A 20,065-nucleotide genomic window follows, 5' to 3' on the forward strand; every position below is an offset into this window, starting at 1 on the left:
CGTGAAACGTTTCGCAAGAAACTCGGGCCAACCGATTCGCACCCGTGATCTCGCGGCTGTGACCGGTCTCAGTCCGCCGGCTCAGCCTCGCACATCAGACGACCCCCGTCGACACCCAGCCGCACCCGGTACACCGCGCACCGGCGGCCCTCGACGTCGTCGGCATGGGCCCCGTCGCCACCGGCATCCGGAGTCGTGGCCGGCTTCGCGAAGAAGTAGTACCAGAGGGCGTCTCCGTCGCGGACCGGGGCTCCGTGGTGCCCGAACCCCTGGCCGGGCACGGTTCCGGCTCCGAGCACGACCTCGTCGGCACCGCCCTGGCGCACCCAATGGACGGTGTCGTCCGAGACGAAGACCCCCATCCCCCGCCACTCGTCGACGATCATCCACCACCGCCCATCGAGCTCGAAGACACTGGGTCCCTCGTGCGGACGCCCGCCGATCGCGACGCCGCCGTCGACCCACGACGCGAGGTCGTCCGAGACGGCGACCCGCGTGATCGAGTCGGCGGCCTCGTCCTTGTACCAGAGCCGCCACCTCCCGTCGGGGCCGCGCGCGACCCCGGCATCGATGACGCGGTCGCTCGCGAGATCGAGCGGGCCTGTGCGATGCCACGAGACGAGGTCGGTCGAGCGGTACTCCACGATCGCGCGGGCGTGACCCGGCCAGCGATCGGGAACACCGTCGATCTCGGTCAGGTACATCCGCCATCCGCTGCCGTCGAACACGACCTCGGGCGCCCAGTGCGTGCGGTCGACCATCGCCGGGGGCGCCCCGGCGACGAGAGTGAGGCCGCCGGCATCCGGTTCGAGCGTGCCCGCGTATGTCCAGTCGACGCCGTCGCGCGAGCGTGCGACTCCGATGCGCGAGCCGTGCACCCAGGCGACTCCCGGTCCGGGGTCGGGGTGCGTCGCGCGGCGCTGCGTGTAGAACATCCACCACGCACCCCGGTCGATGACGACGACCGGATCGGTCGCCCCGTCGTACACCGGATCCCGGTAGATCTCTCTGAGCACGGGTTCTCCTCTCTTCCCCCGTCGACTCGCCACGTATCGCGGGTGCGGGGGCGCCGACATCCGCGCTTTCTGGCGAGTCGACGGGGGGGGTGGGGGGTCAGGACTGGGTGGCGTGCAGGTGGGCGTAGCGGCCGGAGGCGGCCAGAAGATCGTCGTGCGAGCCCTGCTCGACGATGCGGCCCCGCTCGAGCACGACGATGCGGTCGGCCTGGCGGATCGTCGAGAGGCGGTGGGCGACGACGAGGGTGGTGCGACCGGTCATGAGCCTGCCCAGCGCCTCCTTCACGAGCTCCTCCGATTCGGGGTCGAGCGCCGAGGTCGCCTCGTCGAGCAGCAGGATGCGGGGGTCGCGGACCAGCGCACGGGCGATCGCGAGCCGCTGACGCTGCCCTCCCGACAGACGCGCTCCCCGCTCGCCGACCACCGTGTCCCAGCCGTCCGGCTGGCCGCTGACGAACTCCCACGCGTTGGCATCGCGCAGCGCCTGCTCGATGCGCTCGTCTGCGACGTCGGGCAGCCCGTAGGCGATGTTCTCGCGGATCGTGCCTTCGAACAGCACCGACTCCTGCGGCACGACCGAGACCGAGCGCCGCACGGTGCGCAGGTCGAGTTCCTGCACGTCGGCTCCGTCGATCGTCAGTCGCCCGCTCGTGGCCCGCACGAAACCGAGGACGAGGTTGAGCAGCGTCGACTTACCCGATCCCGACGAGCCGACGAACGCGTACGTGCACCCCGCGGGGATGTGCAGGTCGATCTCGTGGAGCGCGTCCTCGCTCGCCCCCGCGTAACGGTGGCTCGCTCTCTCGAGGCGGATGTCGCCGATGACGCGGTCGACGCGGCGCTTGCCTTCGTTCTGCTCGAGGTCGGGCTCCTGCAGCACTTCGGCGATCGAGCGCACGGACTCGAGTCCGCGAGCGCCCACCGGGATGAGCATCAGCAGTTGCGTGAGCCCCTGCGTGAGCAGAGTGAAGTAGGTCGAGAGCAGCACGACCTCGCCGGGAGATATCGGCAGGATGCCGGTGAGCGAGAAGATCGCGGCGAGAACGAGGCATCCGACGCCGAGCAGCTGCATCGCCACCCACGAGATCGACGCGACGTGACCGTTGAGCATGTCGAGGTGTAGCCCTGCGCGCCGCACCCCCTCGGCGCCGTGCGAGACGCGGGTGACCGCCGTCTCCTCCAGGCCGTGGGCGCGGGTGACCGGCATGAGCGACGCCATCTCTCCCACCCGCGCCGAGAGCACCTCGACCTCGCGGCGGAAGACGGCGTTGCGCTCCCGCGAGCGGTTGCGCATGCCGTACCGGATGCCGATCGCGATCGGCACCGCGAGAGCGTAGACCGGCAGGAACTGGGGCACCGCGATCGCGGTCATCGTGAGGGCGCCGATCATCACCATCGTCGCCGAGAGCAGCGGGTGGGTGACCTGTTGCAGCATCAGCTCGACGTTCTCGACGTCGCGCACGACTTTCGTCTGGACGATCGACGAGCTCACCCGCGAGTGATAGCCGATCGACAGGCTCTGCAGCCGCGCGGCGAGCGCGTTGCGCAGGTCGGCGCCGGTGTCGCGCACGACGGTCATGAAGCTGCGCGTGTAGAGGATGTGGTTCGGGTAGTTCTGCAGCAGCAACGCGGCCGCGACGAGGAACCACCCGACGACCGCGGTCACCTCTCCCCCGCCCGCGACGATGTCGATGATCGCCGCCGTGATGACCGGGAGGAACCACATCGGGATCTCTTTCAGCGCGAAGGCGCCGATCGCGATGCTCATGCGTCCGGGCCGACGGGCGAGCAGCCGCAGGACGGATCGAGCCGGACGAGCGCCGTCGATCAGGTCCGCGGGACGGGAAAGCGGTTTCCGAGCCACGTGACCATGCTAAGCGCACACCGCGCGGCGGCACACCCCTCGGCGCGAATCAGTTCGCGGTCGCGCTCGCGATGCGATCGACGAACAGCTGCGTCGCCTGCGGCACGTAGTCCGCGCTCGTCTCGGGGTCCCAGCCCACGAGGGCGAGCACGTTCTGCCCCGTGCGCACGGTCGCGCCGACGAGGGTGAACGGCGAGCCGCCGACGTCTCCCGTCACGCGCCACCCCTGCACGTCGTCCGCTCCGGTCACGGCGACGTCGAAGGGCTCGACCGCGGTCGTCACGGGCACGCCCTGCATGGCGAACAACTCCCGCCCGTTCGCGCAACGTGCGATCGCCTCCTCGGCCTGTGCCACGAGCGCCTTGGCAGCCGCGTCGTCGGCCGCCGACGCCACGACCGCCGTCATCGACCGATCGTTGCTCGTGCCCCATTCCACGGCGTCGCCCGCCGACTCCCACCCGGCCCCGAAGGGCGCGAGGCACGCGGCATCCGACACCGTCAGCCCGGGATAGATCGACTCGAGCATCGCCGCGATCGAGTCGTATTCGGCGGCGCGGAACTGGATGCCGCTGAACAGACCCGCGAGCTCATCACGATCGAGGGCACCGGATGCCGCCGCGGGCGCCGTCGCCGTGGTCGAGGGCGCGGTCGTCGCGGTGGCCGCCGCGCTCGGCGACTCGCCGCCCTGCGCGGCGGACGGAGTGCAGCCCGTCAACGCCGCGAGACCCAGGGCTGCGACGACCAGACCGGCGCGCAGCCGAGCGTGCGGAATGCGGGATGCGGGTGATGCCATGGCGGTCTCCTCGGATCGATGTGCCTCGACGCTAACGCGCGCGGGTCCGCCGCGTCGTGGGCAGCCCTCCCCATCGACCGTCCGCGCCGACTGCCGTATGGTGTCGCTTCGCCGCCTCCGACCGGAGCGCCGAGCCACGCACCGGAACACACGCCGCAATGGCGCGGGATGGGGCGACGGAAAGCGCTTGCTGACATGATGGGAGCGACGTCAGGAGAATCGGATGCCACGCACCACCACCATCGCCCTCGTCGGTGTCCACGGCTACGGAACCGTGCACCTCGACAACCTCCGCCGCCTGGGCGATCGGGTGCGGCTCGTCGCGGCAGCCGACCCCCGTCCGCCGGCACCGGGCGCCCTGCCTGCCGAGACGCGCGTCTTCCCCGACCTCACCTCGCTGCTCGCGGCGACCGACGACATCGACGTCGTCATCGTCGCCACCCCGTTGCACACGCACCTCGAACTCGCGCGCACGGTCGTGAGCCGCGGCATCGACCTGTACCTCGAGAAGCCCCCCGTCCTGACGCTCGCCGACCTGCGCGTGCTCGAGGACGCCGCCGCACATTCGGGGGCGCGCATCCAGGTCGGCTTCCAGAGCCTCGGATCACGGGCGCTCCGAGCATTCGCTGAAGACCGCTTCGACCTCGGTCCGGTCCGCGCCATCGGGGCAGTGGGCCTCTGGGCGCGCGATCGCGCGTACTGGGAGCGCAGCCGCTGGGCCGGACGCCGCGAGCTCGACGGCGTCGCCGTCGTCGACGGCGTCACGACCAACCCGCTCGCCCACGCCACCGCCACCGCGCTCGCGATCGCCGGCACGACCGCCGTCGCCGACATCACCCAGGTCGCCGCCGACCTCTACCGCGCCAACGCCATCGAGGGCGACGACACGAGCCTGCTGCGAGTGTCGACCACCCGCGGCATCCGCGTCACCGCCGGACTCACGCTGTGCGCGGACGAACAGGTCGACCCGTACGTCGAGGTGCACGGACGCCGCCGCACGGCACGCTTCTTCTACACGGAGGACGTCGTCGAGGTCGACGGCCGCAGCGAGCACTTCGAGCGCGACGACCTCTTCGAAAACCTCCTCGATCACCGCGACGATGGCGTCGCCCTGCTGTCTCCCCTGTCGGCATCGGGCGCCTTCGTCGCCGTCATCGACGCCGTGGGACGCACCGCGCCGCACGAGATCGACCCCGCGTTCGTGACGGCGCGCGGCGAGGGCCCCGCGCGCCGGCTCGTCGTGGACGGCATCGAGGACACGATCATCCGCGCCGTCGACGCCGAAGCGACCTTCGGCGAGCTGCACCTGCCGTGGGCGCGTCGCACGGCCCCCGAGGTCGTGCTGACCCTGCCCGGTACCGGTTCGCCGCTCGCCGAGCTGGTCGACGGTGCCGACGCAGCGCGTTCGTCGAGCCCGCGCCCCTACCTGCATCCGCTGCGCACACCGGGCGGCGTCGTCGTGACCGATCATCATCCCGCCGACCACGACTGGCATCTCGGGGTCAGCGTCGCGTTGCAGGATGTCGACGGCACCAACTTCTGGGGCGGCCGCACCTACACGCCGGGCGAGGACTACATCTGGCGAGGCGATCACGGACGCATCGAGATCGCCCGCGTCGAGCAGCTCGACGATGGCGCGGTCCTCGACCTGCGCTGGATCGGTCCCGACGGCAGCGTCGTCGTCCGCGAACGGCGAGAGCTGCGGGTGACCCACCGCGACGATCGCGCCGCCGTCATCGGCCTGTCGTTCGAGCTGTCGCCGTCGACCGACCGCGCCGTGATGCTGGGCGGGCCGGGCAGCAACGGACGCGTCGGGGGCGGCTACGGCGGTCTCGCCTGGCGCCTCCCCGCCTGCGGCGACGTCGACGTGCGTACGCCCTCGGCTCGCGGCGAAGAGGCGGTGCACGGGACGATCGCTCCCTGGCTCGCGTGGTCGGCAGCCTTCGCCGGACCGACCGGTGGCGCACCCGCCGAAGCCACCGTGGCGCTCGCGGCCGCCGACGAGGTGTCTGCCGCGGATCCGTGGTTCGTCCGCGTCGCGGGCTACCCCGGCATCGGCGCAGCGCTCGCGTGGGACCGCGCGGTGGCGGCATCCCCCGACGCCCCGGTCCGGCGCGCCTACCGCCTGCTCGTGGCCGACGGCCGTGTGACCGACGCGGAGGTCGGCGCGCTCCTCGCCTGACCCCGCGCGACCGGCAGCTACTTGATGCCGGTCGTCGCGATGCCTCGGATGAGGAAGCGCTGGCCGAACAGGAACGCCAGGAACACCGGCACGAGCGAGACCACCGACATCGCGAACATGCCGCCGAAGTTCGAGGCCCCCTGCGCCGACATGAACTGGCGGAGCGCGAGCGGCACGGTGAACAGGTCGGGGTTGTTGAGGTAGATCAGTGCCCCGAAGAAGTCGTTCCACACCCACACGAACGTGAAGATGGCGGTCGTCGCGAGCGCCGGGGTCATCATCGGCAGCAGGATCTGTAGGAAGATGCGGGCATGGCCGGCGCCGTCGATGCGGGCCGCTTCGTCGAGCTCACGCGGGATGCCGCGGATGAACTGCACCATCAGGAAGACGAAGAACGCGTCGGTCGCGAGGGCCTTCGGCAGGATCAGCGGCCAGAAGGTGTTCACGAGCCCGAGCTGACTGAACATGATGTACTGCGGCACGATGACGATGTGCACGGGCAGCATGATCGTGACGAGCATGATCGCGAAGAGCGTGCGCTTGAAGTGGAAGTTCAGCCGGGCGAACGCATAGGCGGCCATCGCGCACGACACGAGGTTTCCCACGATCGACCCCGCGACCACGACGAGCGAGTTCCACAGGTAGGTGCCGAACGAGGGCGAGAGCGCGTTCCATCCCTGGATGTAGTTGTCGACCTCGAACGACAGCGGCCACAGGCCCGGGAGGCGGAAGATCTCGTCGTTGGGCCGTAGCGAACTGACGATCATCCACAGCAGCGGGTAGAGCATCAGCAGCGACGTCGCGATGAGGAAGATGTGCCGCGCGAGCGCGCCCGCCCGGCTCCGACGTCCGAGGCCGAGCTCCTCGCGCCGACGCGCACGCTGACGCTCGCGGGCGTTCCTGCGATCGGCGGTCGTGATCAGTTCAGTCGTCATAGAACACCCACAGCTTGGAGAGAGCGAAGTTCACGGCGGTGAAGCCCGCGATGATGGCCACCAGCAGCCAGGCCATGGCCGAGGCGTAGCCCATGTCGAACGCCGTGAACCCCTTCTGGTAGAGGTACAGCGTGTAGAAGAGCGTCGAGTCGGACGGCCCACCCGATCCGTTCGAGATGATGAACGCCTGCGTGAAGGCCTGGAAGGCGCCGATCATCGACAGCACGAGGTTGAAGAAGACGATCGGGCTCAACAGCGGCAGCGTGATCGAGAAGAACTGCCGGGCGGACCCCGCGCCGTCCATCGCCGCGGCCTCGTAGTACATCACCGGGATCTGGCGCAGGCCCGCGAGGAAGATGACCATCGGCGCGCCGAATCCCCAGACGCTCAGCAGGATGATCGTCGACAGTGCCGTGTCGGGGTTGGAGATCCACCCAGGGCCTTCGATGCCGAAGATCGCGAGGAACTGGTTGACGAGTCCGTCGACGCCGAAGATCTGCTTCCACAGGATCGCCACCGCGACCGAGGAGCCGAGCAGGGAAGGGAGGTAGAACATCGAGCGGTAGAACGCCAGGCCGCGCAGCCCCTTGTCGAGCAGCAGTGCGATGCCGAGGGCCGCACCCATGGCGAGCGGGACGCCGACGAGGACGTACACGAAGGTGACGCCGAGGGATGCCGCCAGGCGCGGGTCCTGGGCCATGCGGACGTAGTTGTCGATCCCGATGAACTCGGGGGCGTTGAACAGGTCGTACTTGGTGAACGACAGGTACAGCGACGCCGCGATCGGGAGCACGGTCACGAGCACGAGACCGAGGAGCCACGGTGCGAGGAAGACCATCGCCGCCTTCGTGTCGCGCGGTTTCTCCCGCGCAGCCCGCCCTGCGGGACGCCGCAGCCGGGACAGCTCGCCGATGGCGCTCATCCGGTCCTCCTCGACACATCCATCGCTTCGTCGTCGAGCGATGCCGAGCGCTCAGAAAGCGCTTTCTGCGAAGATACACTATCGACGTGGACACACAAGCGTCCCCTCGATCGGAGCCACGATGACGTCGCCTGACCCCTCGCCCGCCCTCGCCGACGGCGGCGCCGCACACGCCGCATCCCACCCCGCCGGGCCCCTGACCGGTTACACCGACTGGCCCGCATACCTCGAGCGCACTGCACCGCATCGGCCCGGCGATGAGCGCGGCGACACGCTCGCCCACGTCCTCGGCGTGCGACGCCCGGTCGCCGACGGTATCCGCGTCGAGCGCACCTGGTCGAGCGGCGGTGTCGACGGCTCGGAGGTGAGCTGGCAGCTCCCGTACGGGCCGCGGACCCGAGCTTGGCTGCTGCGCCCGGCCGGCATCCGCTCCCCCCTCCCCGGCCTGCTCGGGCTGCACTGCCACGGCGGGGTCCGATCGGTCGGGGCGGAACAGCTGGTCGAGACCGACCGCCCCGCACACCCGACCGCCGCCAGGCTGAGACGCGACATCTACGACGGTCGGGCGCCCGCGAACGACCTCGCCCGCGCCGGGTTCGCCGTGCTCGTGCACGACACGTTCTCGTGGGGCAGCCGCGCATTCGATCTCTCGCAGCCGACGCCGCGCCTGGCCGAGCACATCGCGGCCCGCGAAGCGCTCTGGCGCGAACGCGGTGAGGACCCGAGCGCCGACGACCGGTTCGATGCGATCTCGACACTGCACGAGGACTCGCTCGCCAAGGCCGCCGGGATGCTCGGGTCGAGCCTCGCCGGCGCCGTCGCGAGCGACGACCTCGCGGCGCTCGACGTCCTGGCCGAGATGCCGGGGGTCGACCCCGGCCGACTCGGAGTGTTCGGCCTGTCGGGTGGCGGCGGACGGGCGGTGCTCGCGGCCGCCCTCGACCGGCGCATCTCCGCGACCGTCGTCACCTGCATGATGGCCACCTTCGCCTCGCTCGTCCCCGCCGAGATCGACACCCATTCATGGCTGCTGCACAGCCCCGGCATCCGGGTGGCCGGAGACTGGCCGGATCTTGCTCGACCGCGCGAGGGACAAGCTGTGCTCGTGCAGTACGGACGGCACGACCCGCTGTTCCCCGCCGCGGGGATGCGCGCCGCCGACGCTGCTCTGGTCGGGTCGGCGGGGTACGCCGGTTCGTTCCACGATGCGGGGCACGTCTCTTCGCGGGAGATGCAGGACGAGGCCCGCGCTTTCCTGGCCGACCGGCTCGGCGCCTGAGATCGCCTCGGGGCACATCGTTGACATTGCGGTGGGCGAGCGTTAACGTCCGTCAGTAAGCGTTTTCTCACGGTCGAGGGACGCTGACGAGAAAACGCTTCCCGCGAACGTCGACGCCGACGCCGCGGCGCACCCGCCCGAGAGGACCTCCCATGAACAACCGACGACTCCTCGCCCTCGCCGCCGCCGGCGTCGCGATCGCGGTCTCGCTGTCCGGCTGCGCCGCAGGCACCGGCGGTGACGACGACGAGAAGATCACCCTGCGCTTCGCCTGGTGGGGCAGCGACGAGCTCAACGCCATCAAGGACGAGCAGATCGCGCTCTTCGAGAAGGCCCACCCGAACATCACCGTCGCGGGCGAGCCGAGCGAGTACAACGGCTACTACGACAAGCTCGCGACCCAGGTCGCCGGCGGCGGCGCCCCGGATGCCCTGCAGATCACCTACGACGCCCTCCCGCTCTACGTCGCGAAGAACGCGATCGCCGACATCTCATCCGACGTCGATCAGGACTCGTTCACACCCGGATCACTCGACGCGGGCATCATCGACGGCAAGCTCTACGCCTTACCGACCGGCGTCGGCTCACGCGGCATCATCGTCAACCCTGCGGTGTTCGAAGCGGCGGGCGTCCCCCTGCCCGACGACACGACGTGGACGTGGGACGACTACATCGATATCGCCACGCAGATCTCCGAGAAGAGCGGCGACGGGGTCTACGGGTCGGCGCAGATCGCGAACGACCAGTCACTCATGGCCTTCGCCCGCCAGAACGGCGAAGACCTCTACACCGCCGACGGCGAGTTCGGAGTCAGCGAGAAGACGGCGAACGCGTTCTTCACGTTCGCGAAGGAACTCCAGGCCAGCGGAGGGTCGCCCGACGCGTCGACTGCGGCCGAGGACGCGTCGGCCTCCCTCGAGCAGAGCCTCATGGGCCAGGGGAAGATCGGCATGGCGTTCGCCCCGCTCAACTTCACCGGCATCTACGCCACCGCATCCGGTCAGGATCTGCAGATCCTCAACGTGCCGGGCGACAGCGCCGGCAAGGTCGGCCTCGTCATCCAGCCGACCGTCCAGTACGCCGTCTCGTCGAAGTCGAAGCACCCGCGCGAAGCGGCGATGCTCATCGACTTCCTCCTCAACAGCGACGAGGCCGGGCCCCTCAACAAGCTCACCCTCGGCATCCCCGCGACGCCCGCTGTGCTCGAGGCGATCACCCCCGAGTTCACGGACTCCGAGAAGGCCCAGGTCGCCTTCATCGATCGCCTCTCCGCTGCCGGCGGGGCGGCGCAGAACCCGCTGGCGCTGCCCACCTCGCAGCTCGGCCCGATCATCACGAAGCTGCTCGACGACGTCACCTTCGACAAGGCGACCTCCGCCGAGGCGGCCTCGGAACTCGTCTCGCAGGTGCAGACCGCGCTCGACGCGAGCTGACGAGCACCACTCGCCCCCGTCCGACATCCCGGCGCGCGAGCCGACGCGAACGGCGCCGAACCCGACGCGGAAACGACTATTCGCGTCGGGTCAGCGTCAGGCGGGGGCGGCGATGCGGATCGTACTGAACGAGTCCGCGGGCAGGACCACGTCGAACGCCGCACCGTCGAGGGCGATCGTCACCGGCATCTCGTCCGCGAGGTCGTTCTGCATGACGATGACGATCGAGCCGTCCGGGTTCTCGAACGCGAGCTGGTTCTCGTGACCCGTCCAGCTGAATGCATCGATGCGCGTCGCGCCGACCTGCACGTGGTGCGCGAGGTGCTTCATCACGAAGAACTCGTGGGTGTAACGGAATCGGTTGGTCGCCGGATCGACGACGACCAGGGAGTTCTGCGCCCATCCCCACCGGCTGACTCCTCCCTCGTCGAGAGCGAGGTTCCAGTAGGTGTACGCGTTGGCGCCGGCCTCGAAGAAGCGCCTCATGAGAGACCAGGTGTAACGCGCGAAACGCCAGTCGTTCCGGCCGTCCCCGCACTCCTGCTCGGTCTGGTAGAGCGACAGGTGAGGCGCGATCCGATGGGCATCGGCGATGGCGCCCTTGCCTGCCCACTGGAATCCCGCGCCCGAGATGAACGGCCCGGCATCCGGTTCGGCGAGCACGGTCGCGAGGTGCTCCGGCGCCGGACGCTCCTGCGTTCCGAAGAACACGTCGACGCCCAGCTCCCGCATCCGGGGCCCGAGAACGGCGATGAATCGGGCCAGCCCCTCGGGCGTCCACGTGCAGCTCGGAAACACCTGTGGCGAGTTGAACTCGTTCTGCGGCATGACCATCGAGATGTCGATGCCCTCTGCACGGTACGCCTTGACGAATCGGGCGAAGTACTCCGCGTACGCGTCCAGATAGCGCGGCTCCTGGATCATCATGTCCGTGCCCTCGACACCGACCTGGTCGGGCCGCAGGCCGTTGTCGACGTCGCTTCCCCGCCACGGCAGCGCGGCGGCGTAATGACCGTTCGTCTTCATCCACGACGGCGGGCTCCACGGCGATGCCCACAGCTTCAGATCCGGCCGCCGCCGCAGCGCCTCATGGATGTACGGGATGAGCGACGCGCGATCGTGCTCGATCGAGAAGTGCTCGAGCCCGAAGTCTCCCGCGACCTCGTCGTAGGAGTACCAATCGGTCGAGAAGTCGTTCGCGCCCACCGGCATCCGGCACACCGAGAAGCCCGTGCCCCGACCCGGCGTGAACAGCTCATCGAAGATCTCGGCCCGATCGGCCTCGCCCAGACGTGACAGCGCCCGCCAGCCGAGCTCGTTGAAGCAGACACCGAACCCCTCGACGGTCTGGTACCGGCGGTCCGTGCGCAACAGCAGGTTGGGCATCCCCGTCAACGGCGCGAACTGCGGCGCGGGCATCTCGACCCACGCATGCTCGCGATCGGTGCTGACCCAGCTGATGCTGCGGTCGAGGGCTGCGGCGGTCTCGGACATGCGGGCCTTTCGGGTGGAGGCGAACGCCCCGCGTCATGACGACGCGACACTGCGTTCTCCCGCCATCATGGCAGCCCCGCAACCCGACGGGCGCCGGACGCCAGACGCGCCGTCAGCCGAACGGACGCGCCACGGGCCGGGCGAGGCCACCGACGGTGGTGGTGGGCCAGCGCGGATCGACCGTCAGAACCTCGACACCCGCGTCCGACACGAGCACCGTGTCTTCGACCTTCGCACCGGGCGCGCTCGGGTTCCAGGCGAACGCGTGCGGCGACCGGACGATGTCGCGCGTCTCGGCGGTCGCCCGGGGATCGCGCCCCGCGTAGCCCGTCGGACCGCCCTGGTGGTGTCGCTCCCACTCGTCCGGCGCGAACCCCGCCTGCGCATAACCCCGGCACCCCGCGCGGAACGCCTCGTCGAGCCGCGTCCCGGGACGCGTCGCCGAGAAGAACGCTGCCTCGACCGCGAGGATGCGGTCGTCGTCGGCGCCGGCTGCGCCGACCCAACGGGTCGCGTTGGCGATCAGCCCGTGCCGCCGGCCGCACACGACCAGCATCGCCCGGTCACCGAGGGCCGCCTCGGTCGGCAGCGGGTGCCGGTGCGGAAGCCTCGCGTGCCCGGCGACGAGGAGCACGAGCGGGTCGATCCCACGCTCGACGAGCTCGGCGGCGAGCGCGGATGCCGCGGTGCGCTCCGATGTCGCCGGCGAGAGCCCGGCAGCGACATCCGTCAGCGTCTCGGCCACGTCGCGACCGAGCGCGCGATAGCGATCGACCTCCTCCGGAACCAGCTCGGCTCGCGCCGCTCGCAGCTGCACCCCGACCTCCGCCTCACCGACCACACGGTCGTCGCCGTCGCCGGCACCGGCTCGGGCGACGACCGACTCGTACCAGGGCACCCGCACGACCCGTGCGGCACCGGCCGCGTCGAGCTCCTCGGCGATCAGACGGTCGGCCTCGTTCGCCGAGACGAAGAGCGTGTCGCCGTCCTCGGCGACACGCACGGCCAGAACGGGCGGGCCCGCGAGCGAGACGTGCGTACGCGCTCCGCCGAGGTACCACGACAGCGCCTCGTGCGACGTGAGCACGAGCGCTGCCGCGCCGGCATCCTCCCGCACCGCGACGAGGCGGCGGCGTTTCACCTCGCGTTCTGCCGTCGACACCGGGGGAACCGCTCGCGCGGCGGTCGTCGCAGACATCATCGTCTCCTGTCATAAAACGTTTCCTCGCATAGTATGGCCGGACCGGAGAGGGCGGGGGCACGATGGCCGGAGCGAAGCAGACCACGATCACCGACGTCGCCGCGCACGCGGGCGTGTCGCTGGCCACCGTCTCGCGCGTCATGAACGGCAACGCCACCGTCGACCCAGCCCTTGCCGAGCGGGTACGGGCCTCGGCGGCCCAGCTCGGGTACTCGGCCAATCCGCTCGCCCGCAGCCTCGTGCTCGGGCGCACCCAGACCATCTCGGTCGTGGTGCCCGACCTCGCGAACCCGACGTTCCAGGGGATGCTGCGCGGCCTCAGCCGGGCAGCGGTCGCCGACGGGTACCACGTGCTCATCGCCGACTCCGACGAGCACGTCGACGAAGAGCGTCTGCTCGCGCTCGAGTCTCGTCGACGCTCGGACGGACTGATCCTGTGCGCGCCGCGTATGAGCGATGAGCAGCTCGCCGAGGTCGTCGCCGACGTCGCACCCGTCGTGCTGGTCAACCGCACCGGCGATGCCCCGAGCGTCGCCGCCGACTACCGGACGCCGCTGCGCGCGATCATCGATCATCTCTACGCACAGGGCCACCGCCGATTCGCCTACCTCGCCGGCGCAGCACGCAGCGCCTCGAGCGGGCAGCGACTCTCCGCGCTCGAGGACGCGCGGCGGGAGCTGCCGGACTGCGAGATCGTCGAGATCCCCGCCGGCGTCGACTTCGCCAGCGGAGCGGGCGCCCTCGATGACGTGCTGTCATCCGGGGCGACGGCGGTGCTGGCCTTCAACGACCTGTCGGCGATGGGCCTGCTGAGCGCGGCGACCGAGCGCGGCATCCCCGTTCCCGGCCGGCTCTCGATCGCCGGCTTCGACGACATCCCCTTCGCCCGCTACACCTCCCCCGCGCTCACGACGGCCGCCGTGCCGATGGGAGAGCTCGGCGCTCGAGCCTGGTCGGCGCTCCACGATCTCCTCGAGGGCCGCACACCCGAGCCGGCTGTCACGGTCTCGCCCGAGGTCATCGTGCGCGGCAGCACCGGAGCCCCGGCCGCCTGAGCTCCGCGCCCTCGCGCTGCGCATCGCACCCTCGCGCCTGCGACGCGGCTCGTGCTACGCTGAGAAAACGTTTCCTGAGAGCGCTTTCCCATATCGGCGGCGTCTCAGCTCTTGGCACGAAGGAGAGCCATGACCCGCACGCGTTACGCCCTGATCGGCGCGGGACACCGCGCCCAGATGTACGTCGACGCCATCACCGGGACGCACGCCGATCGGGCGGAGCTCGTCGCGATCTGCGAGCCGAACCCGGTGCGGGCCGAGCATTACCGCGACCAGCTGATCGCGCGCGGCCTGCCGGCCCCGACGCTGTGGTCGCCCGACGACCTCGAGCGGATGATCCGCGATTCCGAGACCGAGCGAGTGATCATCACCGCGCGTGACGACCTGCACGCCTCGCTCATCGTCCGCTCGCTCGACGCCGGCGCCGACGTGGTCGTCGAGAAGCCACTCACGATCGACGCGCCGAGCGCCGCCGCGATCGAGGATGCCGTCGAGCGCACGGGCCGCTCGGTCGTGCTGACCTTCAACTACCGCTACTCGCCGCGCAACAGCGCGCTCCGCCAGGTGATCCAGGACGGCCGCATCGGACGGGTGACCTCGGTCGACTTCTCGTGGATGCTCGACACGAAGCACGGCGCCGACTACTTCCGCCGCTGGCACCGCGAGAAGGTGCACTCGGGCGGGCTGCTCGTCCACAAGGCGAGCCACCACTTCGACCTCGTCAACTGGTGGATCCGCGACGAGCCGCGCCGCGTCTTCGCCTCCGGCGGCCTGCGCTTCTACGGGGCCGAGAACGCCCGCGCCCGCGAACTCGGCGAGCGCCCCCTGCGCGGCACGCACGACGGACGCCACGACCCGTTCGAGCTCGACCTGCGCGACGACGATCGCCTGCGCGCCCTGTACCTCGAGGCCGAGAGCCATGACGGCTACCTGCGCGATCGCGACGTCTTCGGCGCGGGCATCACGATCGAGGACAACCTCGCACTCGTCGTCGACTACGCCGGCGGTGCGACGATGTCGTACTCGCTCAACGCCCACGCCCCGTGGGAGGGATACCGCGTCGCCGTCAACGGCACCGAGGGCCGCGCCGAGCTCGAGGTCGTCGAGCGCGGCGCCGTCCTCGAGGACGAGGGTCTGCACCCCGTGCTCGACCCTTCGGCGGTCGAGGCCGGGGGCCCGGTCTCGCTCCGCCCGCAGGGCGAGCGGCTGATCGTCCAGCGACACTGGGAGGACGCCGTCGAGATCCCGATCGAGTCGGGCGAGGGCGGCCACGGGGGCGGAGACGAGCTGCTGCTCGCCGACGTCTTCGTCGGCCCCGGCGACGACCCGCTGGCCCGGCCCGCCGGGTGGGCCGACGGCGTGCGGTCGATCGCGGTGGGCATCGCGGGCAACCTGTCGCTGGCCTCGGGGCTTCCCGTGCACACCTCCGAGCTCGGCATCCGCCTGCTCGACGGCCGCCCATGAGCCGGGTCGTCGTCACCGGCGGCGCGGGCCGCCTCGGTCGCAGCCTCGTCGGCGGCCTCGTCGCCGCGGGCCATCGCGTGGTGTCCTTCGACCGCGCGGTCTCCGACGCCCCCGAGCTCCAGGGCGCCGATCAGCTCGCGATCGACCTGCTCGACGCCGAGGCCACCGCCGCCGCACTCCGCGCGCAGCGCGCGACCGCGGTCATCCACCTCGCCGCCATCGCGGTTCCCTTCAGCGCCCCCGAAGACGTCATCATGCGCACGAACGCCGCGCTGGCCGTCTCGGTGCTCGGCGGGGCGGTCACCGCCGGGATCCCCCGGGTCGTGGCCGCCTCCAGCCCCACCGTGCTGGGTTACGGCGCGCCGCGCGGCTGGGTGCCAGACCGCTTCCCCCTCGACGAAGACACCCCGCCCCGCCCGTGGAACAGCTACGCGCTGTCGAAGCTCGTCATCGAGCAGACGATGCGGATGCTGCACCGGCAGACCGGTGACGCCGTGCGCTTCGCCGCGTTCCGCCCCTGTTATGTCATCGCGCCCGAAGAGTGGCGCGGAGCGCCGACGCAGCAGGGCCACACCGTCCGTGAACGCCTCGACGACCCGGCCCTCGCCGCGCCTGCGCTGTTCAACTACGTCGACGCACGTGACGTAGCCTCGTTCGCCGACACTCTCCTGGCCGCCCTGCCGACGATCCCGAATGCCGAGACGTTCTTCGTCGGGGCCGACGACGCCCTCGCGCGCCACCCGCTCGCCGAGCTCATCCCCCGCTTCCACCCCGGCACGCACGAGGTCGCCGCCGTTCTCACCGGCACGACTCCCGCCTTCTCCAACGAGAAGGCGCGGCGTCTGCTCGGCTGGGCGCCGCGTCATTCGTGGCGCGACGCCCTGGCCGATGACCCCTCCCTCACCGACACCCGAAAGGACGTGCCGGCATGAACTTCGACGGCATCCTCTTCTTCCCCGTCACCCCCTTCGACGCTTCCGGCGCCGTCGACCACGACCTGCTGGCGTCGCACGTGGGCCGAGGCGTCCGCCACGGCGCCGGCGGCGTGTTCCCGGCCTGCGGGACGGGCGAGTTCCACGCGCTCTCGACCGCCGAGGCGGCCGCCGTGGTCCGCACCGCGGTCGCGAGCGTCGCGGGCGCCGTTCCCGTCGTCGCCGGAACCGGCGGTCCGCTCGGCCACGCCCTCGAGACGGCTCGCGCAGCCGCCGACGCCGGGGCCGACGCCCTGCTCGCCCTGCCGCCGTACCTCGTCGGCGGACCGCAGGCTGGACTCGTCGCCTACATCGAGGCGATCGCTGCGGCATCCGATCTGCCCGTGATCGTGTACCACCGCGCCAACGCGCAGTTCACCCCCGAGTCGATGCGCCGCCTCGCCCAGAACCCGCGGGTCGTCGGCTTCAAGGACGGCACGGGCGACATCGGCGCGACGCAGCTCATCGTCCGCGCGATCGCCGCCACCGGTCGCGACGACTTCGCCTTCTTCAACGGGCTCCTCACCGCCGAGCTCACCCAGGCCGCGTACCGCGGCATCGGCGTACCGCTGTACTCGTCCGCTGCTTTCGCCATGGTCCCCGAGGTCGCGAACGCGTACTACCGGGCCTACATCGAGCACGACGAAGAGCGCCGCCTGGTACTGCTCGACGCGTTCTACGCCCCGCTCGTGGCGCTGCGCGACGAGACGCCCGGCTTCGGCGTCTCGCTCATCAAGGCGGGGCTGCGTCTGAGCGGCCAGGCCGTCGGCGGCGTGCGCGCCCCGCTCGTCGACCCCACCGCCGATCAGGAAGCGCGCCTCGCGGCCATCCTCGACGCCGGACGCGCCCTGCTGTGACGACGATCGCAGCACTCGACGCGCGTCTGATCCGGATCCCGCTCACCCGGCCGTGGGCGGCCGATGTCACCTCGGTCGGGGTCATCGCGACCCATCTGCGCCGCAGCGACGGCGCCGAGGGCTGGGGCTTCGCCTGGACACCCCAGATCGGCGCCGAGGCGGTGCTCGCGCTCCTGCGCCACGACATCGCCCCCGCCGCGGTCGGCCGATCCGCCGACCCCGGTGACGCGTGGCAGGGGCTCTGGGAGCACGTGCACGAGGCCGGCGGCGGCGGTGTGACCACGATTGCACTCGCGGGCCTCGACCTGGCGCTGTGGGATGCCGCGGCGCGCGCAGCGGGTTCGTCGGTCTCGACGCTGATCGGACGGCGGCGCGAGAGCGCGCGCGCGTACGGCAGCGGCGTCAACCTGCATTACTCGATCGATGAACTCGTCGCCCAGGTCGAGCGATGGGTCGACCGGGGATTCAGCGCGGTGAAGATCAAGGTCGGCAAGGCGGACGTCGCCGAAGACCTCGACCGGCTCCGCGCCGTGCGCTCGGTGCTGGGACCCGACCGCGGCCTGATGATCGACGCCAATCAGCGCTGGGAGCTCGACCGCGCGACGCGGTCGATCGAGGTCCTCGCGGAGGTTCAGCCCGGCTGGATCGAGGAGCCCCTGCGCGCCGACGACATCGACGGTCACGCCGAGCTCGCACGTCGGCTCGGCGGCGGGCCGCGCATTCCGATCGCCGTCGGGGAGAACCTGCACACCGCCTACCGCTTCGCCGAGATGCTGCGGCGGGGCGCCGCGCAGATCGTCCAGCCCAACGTCGTACGCGTCGGCGGGATCACGCCGCTGCAGCGCATCGCCGCGGTCGCCGAGGATGCCGGCGCCGAACTGCACCCGCACCTGCTGCCGGAGCTGTCGGGCCAGCTGGCACTGACCCTCCCCGGCGGCGTCGCCGAACCCTGGGTGGAGGACGTCGAGGACGCCGGTTTCGCCGAACTCGGCGCCCTGCGCGACCCCTGTCCTGTCGTGATCGTCGGCGGCCGACTGCGCGAAGCCGACCATCTCGGCCTGGGCCTGCGCTTCACCGATCCGTCGATCACCGATCCGTCGATCACCGATCCGTCGATCACCGACGCCTGACCACCGAACACGACGAGGAACAGCGATGACCACGACCCCCGATCGCATTGACGAACTGACCGCCGCCGCGGCAGCGGCAGCCCCGATCTGGCGCGATTCGGATGCCGCGACCCGCGCCGCCTGGCTGCGCGCCCTGGCCGACGCCCTCGACGGGGCCGCCGACGAGCTCGTCGCGATCGCCGATCGCGAGACCCGCCTCGGCGAGACGCGCCTGCGGGGCGAGGTCGGCCGCACGTCGGGACAGCTTCGGCTGTTCGCCGCTGTCGTGACAGAGGGGTCCTTCCGCGAGATCACGATCGACGACGCCGACCCCGCCGCGACGCCGCCCCGCCCCGAGCTGCGCCGCATGCTCGTGGGGGTCGGACCCGTCGCGGTGTTCTCGGCGTCGAACTTCCCCTTCGCCTTCTCGGTGTGCGGCGGCGACACGGCCTCGGCCCTCGCCGCCGGCAACCCCGTGATCGTCAAGGCGCACTCCGGGCACCCCGAGCTCTCGCGCCGCACGGCCGAGATCGCCGCCGAAGCGCTCCGCGGTGCGGGCGCCCCGGAGGGCTCGTTCGCGCTCGTCGAGGGCCGCGAGGCCGGCAACGCGCTCGTGCAGCATCCTCTCGTCCGAGCAGCGGGGTTCACCGGCTCGGTATCGGGCGGACGCGCCCTGTTCGACCTCGCGTCGGGGCGCCCCGATCCGATCCCGTTCTACGGCGAGCTCGGCAGCGTGAACCCCGTGGTCGTCACGCCCGCGGCCGTCGCGGTCCGCGGCGACGAGCTCGCCCGCGGACTCGTGTCCTCGTTCACGCTCGGCGCGGGCCAGTTCTGCACCAAGCCGGGCGTCGTGTTCGTGCCCCGCGGCAGTGGATTCGTCGAGGCCGTCGCCGGCGCAGCCGCCGGCACGACCGGCGGCCCGCTGCTGACCGACCGCATCACCGAGGCCTTCCCGTCCGGGATCTCAGCGCTCGAGGCCGACGCGTCGGTGCGCGTGGCGGCGGAGGGCGTCGCGGGCGAAGGGGCACGCCCCGTCGTGCTCGTGTCGGACGCGTCGGCCGTCGCAGCCCGCCCGGAGGTCCTGCTCGAGGAGTGCTTCGGCCCCGTCACCCTCCTCGTCGAGTACACCGGAGAGGACGACCTCCGCGCAGCCCTCGCCGCCGTGCCCGGAAGCCTCACCGCCACCCTGCACTCCGAGCCGGCCGACGATGTCGCCGCGACCCTCGCGCTGCTGCAGGAGCGTGCCGGCCGTGTGCTGTTCGCCGGGTGGCCGACCGGTGTCGCGGTGACCTGGTCGCAGCACCACGGCGGGCCGTGGCCCGCGACCACCTCCCTGCACACGTCGGTCGGAGCCACCGCCATCCGTCGCTTCCTGCGCCCGCTCGTCTTCCAGGACGCGCCCTCCGCCCTGCTGCCGCGCGAGCTGCGCGACGACGCACTGCCCGGCATCCCGCACCGTCGCAACGGCGTGCTCGCGCTCCCGTAGCCAG

General features: G+C 71.2%; 16 protein-coding genes. 9 read left to right on the forward strand and 7 right to left on the reverse strand.

From position 1 onward, the window contains the following. Positions 1-68: 68 nt before the first annotated feature. The 3 genes from DEU36_RS06810 to DEU36_RS06820 form a co-directional block, all read right to left on the reverse strand. Positions 69-1,016, reverse strand: coding sequence for a family 43 glycosylhydrolase (locus tag DEU36_RS06810; RefSeq protein ID WP_220700899.1), 948 nt, complete (start codon positions 1,014-1,016; stop codon positions 69-71). Between the two features lie 97 nt (positions 1,017-1,113). Next, positions 1,114-2,880, reverse strand: coding sequence for an ABC transporter ATP-binding protein (locus DEU36_RS06815; protein WP_120263489.1), 1,767 nt, complete (start codon positions 2,878-2,880; stop codon positions 1,114-1,116). 49 nt (positions 2,881-2,929) lie between these two features. Continuing rightward, positions 2,930-3,673 (reverse strand): hypothetical protein, encoded by a 744-nt coding sequence (locus DEU36_RS06820; protein ID WP_120263490.1) that lies wholly within the window; start codon positions 3,671-3,673, stop codon positions 2,930-2,932. Between the two features lie 223 nt (positions 3,674-3,896). On the opposite strand from DEU36_RS06820, the gene DEU36_RS06825 reads away from it, so the two are divergent. Beyond that, entirely contained in the window at positions 3,897-5,855 is a 1,959-nt protein-coding gene (locus DEU36_RS06825; protein WP_120263491.1) for a DUF6807 family protein, read from the forward strand. A gap of 17 nt (positions 5,856-5,872) precedes the next feature. Here DEU36_RS06825 and DEU36_RS06830 read toward each other — a convergent pair whose 3' ends face one another. Together DEU36_RS06830 and DEU36_RS06835 are read right to left on the reverse strand one after the other, a co-directional pair. Further along, entirely contained in the window at positions 5,873-6,790 is a 918-nt protein-coding gene (locus DEU36_RS06830; protein ID WP_120263492.1) for a carbohydrate ABC transporter permease, read from the reverse strand. Next, positions 6,780-7,712 (reverse strand): carbohydrate ABC transporter permease, encoded by a 933-nt coding sequence (locus tag DEU36_RS06835; protein WP_120263493.1) that lies wholly within the window; start codon positions 7,710-7,712, stop codon positions 6,780-6,782. Before DEU36_RS06835 ends, DEU36_RS06830 begins: the two co-directional genes overlap by 11 nt. Positions 7,713-7,833: 121 nt before the next feature. Between DEU36_RS06835 and DEU36_RS06840 the strand changes: the two genes are divergently transcribed. Together DEU36_RS06840 and DEU36_RS06845 are read left to right on the forward strand one after the other, a co-directional pair. Then, positions 7,834-8,991, forward strand: coding sequence for an acetylxylan esterase (locus DEU36_RS06840; protein WP_120263494.1), 1,158 nt, complete (start codon positions 7,834-7,836; stop codon positions 8,989-8,991). 152 nt (positions 8,992-9,143) lie between these two features. Beyond that, positions 9,144-10,424: an ABC transporter substrate-binding protein gene (locus DEU36_RS06845; protein WP_120263495.1), complete on the forward strand. Its 1,281-nt coding sequence runs from the start codon at positions 9,144-9,146 to the stop codon at positions 10,422-10,424. Between the two features lie 96 nt (positions 10,425-10,520). Here the strand turns inward: DEU36_RS06845 and DEU36_RS06850 are convergent, their stop codons facing one another. Beyond that, on the reverse strand, positions 10,521-11,918 hold the full coding sequence (locus DEU36_RS06850; RefSeq protein WP_259455256.1) for a glycoside hydrolase family 30 beta sandwich domain-containing protein: 1,398 nt from the start codon (positions 11,916-11,918) through the stop codon (positions 10,521-10,523). Between the two features lie 112 nt (positions 11,919-12,030). Continuing rightward, positions 12,031-13,116 (reverse strand): Xaa-Pro peptidase family protein, encoded by a 1,086-nt coding sequence (locus DEU36_RS06855; protein WP_259455257.1) that lies wholly within the window; start codon positions 13,114-13,116, stop codon positions 12,031-12,033. Between the two features lie 65 nt (positions 13,117-13,181). On the opposite strand from DEU36_RS06855, the gene DEU36_RS06860 reads away from it, so the two are divergent. The 6 genes from DEU36_RS06860 to DEU36_RS06885 all read left to right on the forward strand — a co-directional run bounded on the left by DEU36_RS06860 (position 13,182) and on the right by DEU36_RS06885 (position 20,061). Further along, a complete protein-coding gene (locus DEU36_RS06860) occupies positions 13,182-14,174 on the forward strand; it encodes a LacI family DNA-binding transcriptional regulator (protein WP_120263496.1) in 993 nt (330 codons plus the stop codon). 129 nt (positions 14,175-14,303) lie between these two features. Continuing rightward, entirely contained in the window at positions 14,304-15,638 is a 1,335-nt protein-coding gene (locus tag DEU36_RS06865) for a Gfo/Idh/MocA family protein (protein WP_120263497.1), read from the forward strand. Next, on the forward strand, positions 15,635-16,570 hold the full coding sequence (locus DEU36_RS06870) for an NAD(P)-dependent oxidoreductase (RefSeq protein WP_120263498.1): 936 nt from the start codon (positions 15,635-15,637) through the stop codon (positions 16,568-16,570). The genes DEU36_RS06865 and DEU36_RS06870 overlap by 4 nt, the downstream gene beginning before the upstream one ends. Then, a complete protein-coding gene (locus DEU36_RS06875; RefSeq protein ID WP_120263499.1) occupies positions 16,567-17,466 on the forward strand; it encodes a 5-dehydro-4-deoxyglucarate dehydratase in 900 nt (299 codons plus the stop codon). The genes DEU36_RS06870 and DEU36_RS06875 overlap by 4 nt, the downstream gene beginning before the upstream one ends. After that, entirely contained in the window at positions 17,463-18,596 is a 1,134-nt protein-coding gene (locus tag DEU36_RS06880) for a mandelate racemase/muconate lactonizing enzyme family protein (RefSeq protein ID WP_259455258.1), read from the forward strand. Before DEU36_RS06875 ends, DEU36_RS06880 begins: the two co-directional genes overlap by 4 nt. Before the next feature lie 25 nt (positions 18,597-18,621). After that, a complete protein-coding gene (locus DEU36_RS06885) occupies positions 18,622-20,061 on the forward strand; it encodes an aldehyde dehydrogenase (NADP(+)) (protein WP_120263500.1) in 1,440 nt (479 codons plus the stop codon). The last annotated feature ends 4 nt before the right edge of the window (positions 20,062-20,065 follow it).

Source organism: Microbacterium sp. AG238 (assembly GCF_003610405.1).
Taxonomy (GTDB): domain Bacteria; phylum Actinomycetota; class Actinomycetes; order Actinomycetales; family Microbacteriaceae; genus Microbacterium.

What these genes read in the sequence shown, in the direction of transcription:
- DEU36_RS06860 (WP_120263496.1), top strand. Translation starts at nt 13,182, where the DNA reads ATGGCCGGAGCGAAGCAGACCACGATCACCGACGTCGCCGCGCACGCG.
- DEU36_RS06830 (WP_120263492.1), bottom strand. Translation starts at nt 6,790, where the DNA reads ATGACGACTGAACTGATCACGACCGCCGATCGCAGGAACGCCCGCGAG.
- DEU36_RS06845 (WP_120263495.1), top strand. Translation starts at nt 9,144, where the DNA reads ATGAACAACCGACGACTCCTCGCCCTCGCCGCCGCCGGCGTCGCGATC.
- DEU36_RS06865 (WP_120263497.1), top strand. Translation starts at nt 14,304, where the DNA reads ATGACCCGCACGCGTTACGCCCTGATCGGCGCGGGACACCGCGCCCAG.
- DEU36_RS06875 (WP_120263499.1), top strand. Translation starts at nt 16,567, where the DNA reads ATGAACTTCGACGGCATCCTCTTCTTCCCCGTCACCCCCTTCGACGCT.
- DEU36_RS06825 (WP_120263491.1), top strand. Translation starts at nt 3,897, where the DNA reads ATGCCACGCACCACCACCATCGCCCTCGTCGGTGTCCACGGCTACGGA.
- DEU36_RS06850 (WP_259455256.1), bottom strand. Translation starts at nt 11,918, where the DNA reads ATGTCCGAGACCGCCGCAGCCCTCGACCGCAGCATCAGCTGGGTCAGC.
- DEU36_RS06855 (WP_259455257.1), bottom strand. Translation starts at nt 13,116, where the DNA reads ATGTCTGCGACGACCGCCGCGCGAGCGGTTCCCCCGGTGTCGACGGCA.
- DEU36_RS06835 (WP_120263493.1), bottom strand. Translation starts at nt 7,712, where the DNA reads ATGAGCGCCATCGGCGAGCTGTCCCGGCTGCGGCGTCCCGCAGGGCGG.
- DEU36_RS06870 (WP_120263498.1), top strand. Translation starts at nt 15,635, where the DNA reads ATGAGCCGGGTCGTCGTCACCGGCGGCGCGGGCCGCCTCGGTCGCAGC.
- DEU36_RS06840 (WP_120263494.1), top strand. Translation starts at nt 7,834, where the DNA reads ATGACGTCGCCTGACCCCTCGCCCGCCCTCGCCGACGGCGGCGCCGCA.
- DEU36_RS06885 (WP_120263500.1), top strand. Translation starts at nt 18,622, where the DNA reads ATGACCACGACCCCCGATCGCATTGACGAACTGACCGCCGCCGCGGCA.
- DEU36_RS06820 (WP_120263490.1), bottom strand. Translation starts at nt 3,673, where the DNA reads ATGGCATCACCCGCATCCCGCATTCCGCACGCTCGGCTGCGCGCCGGT.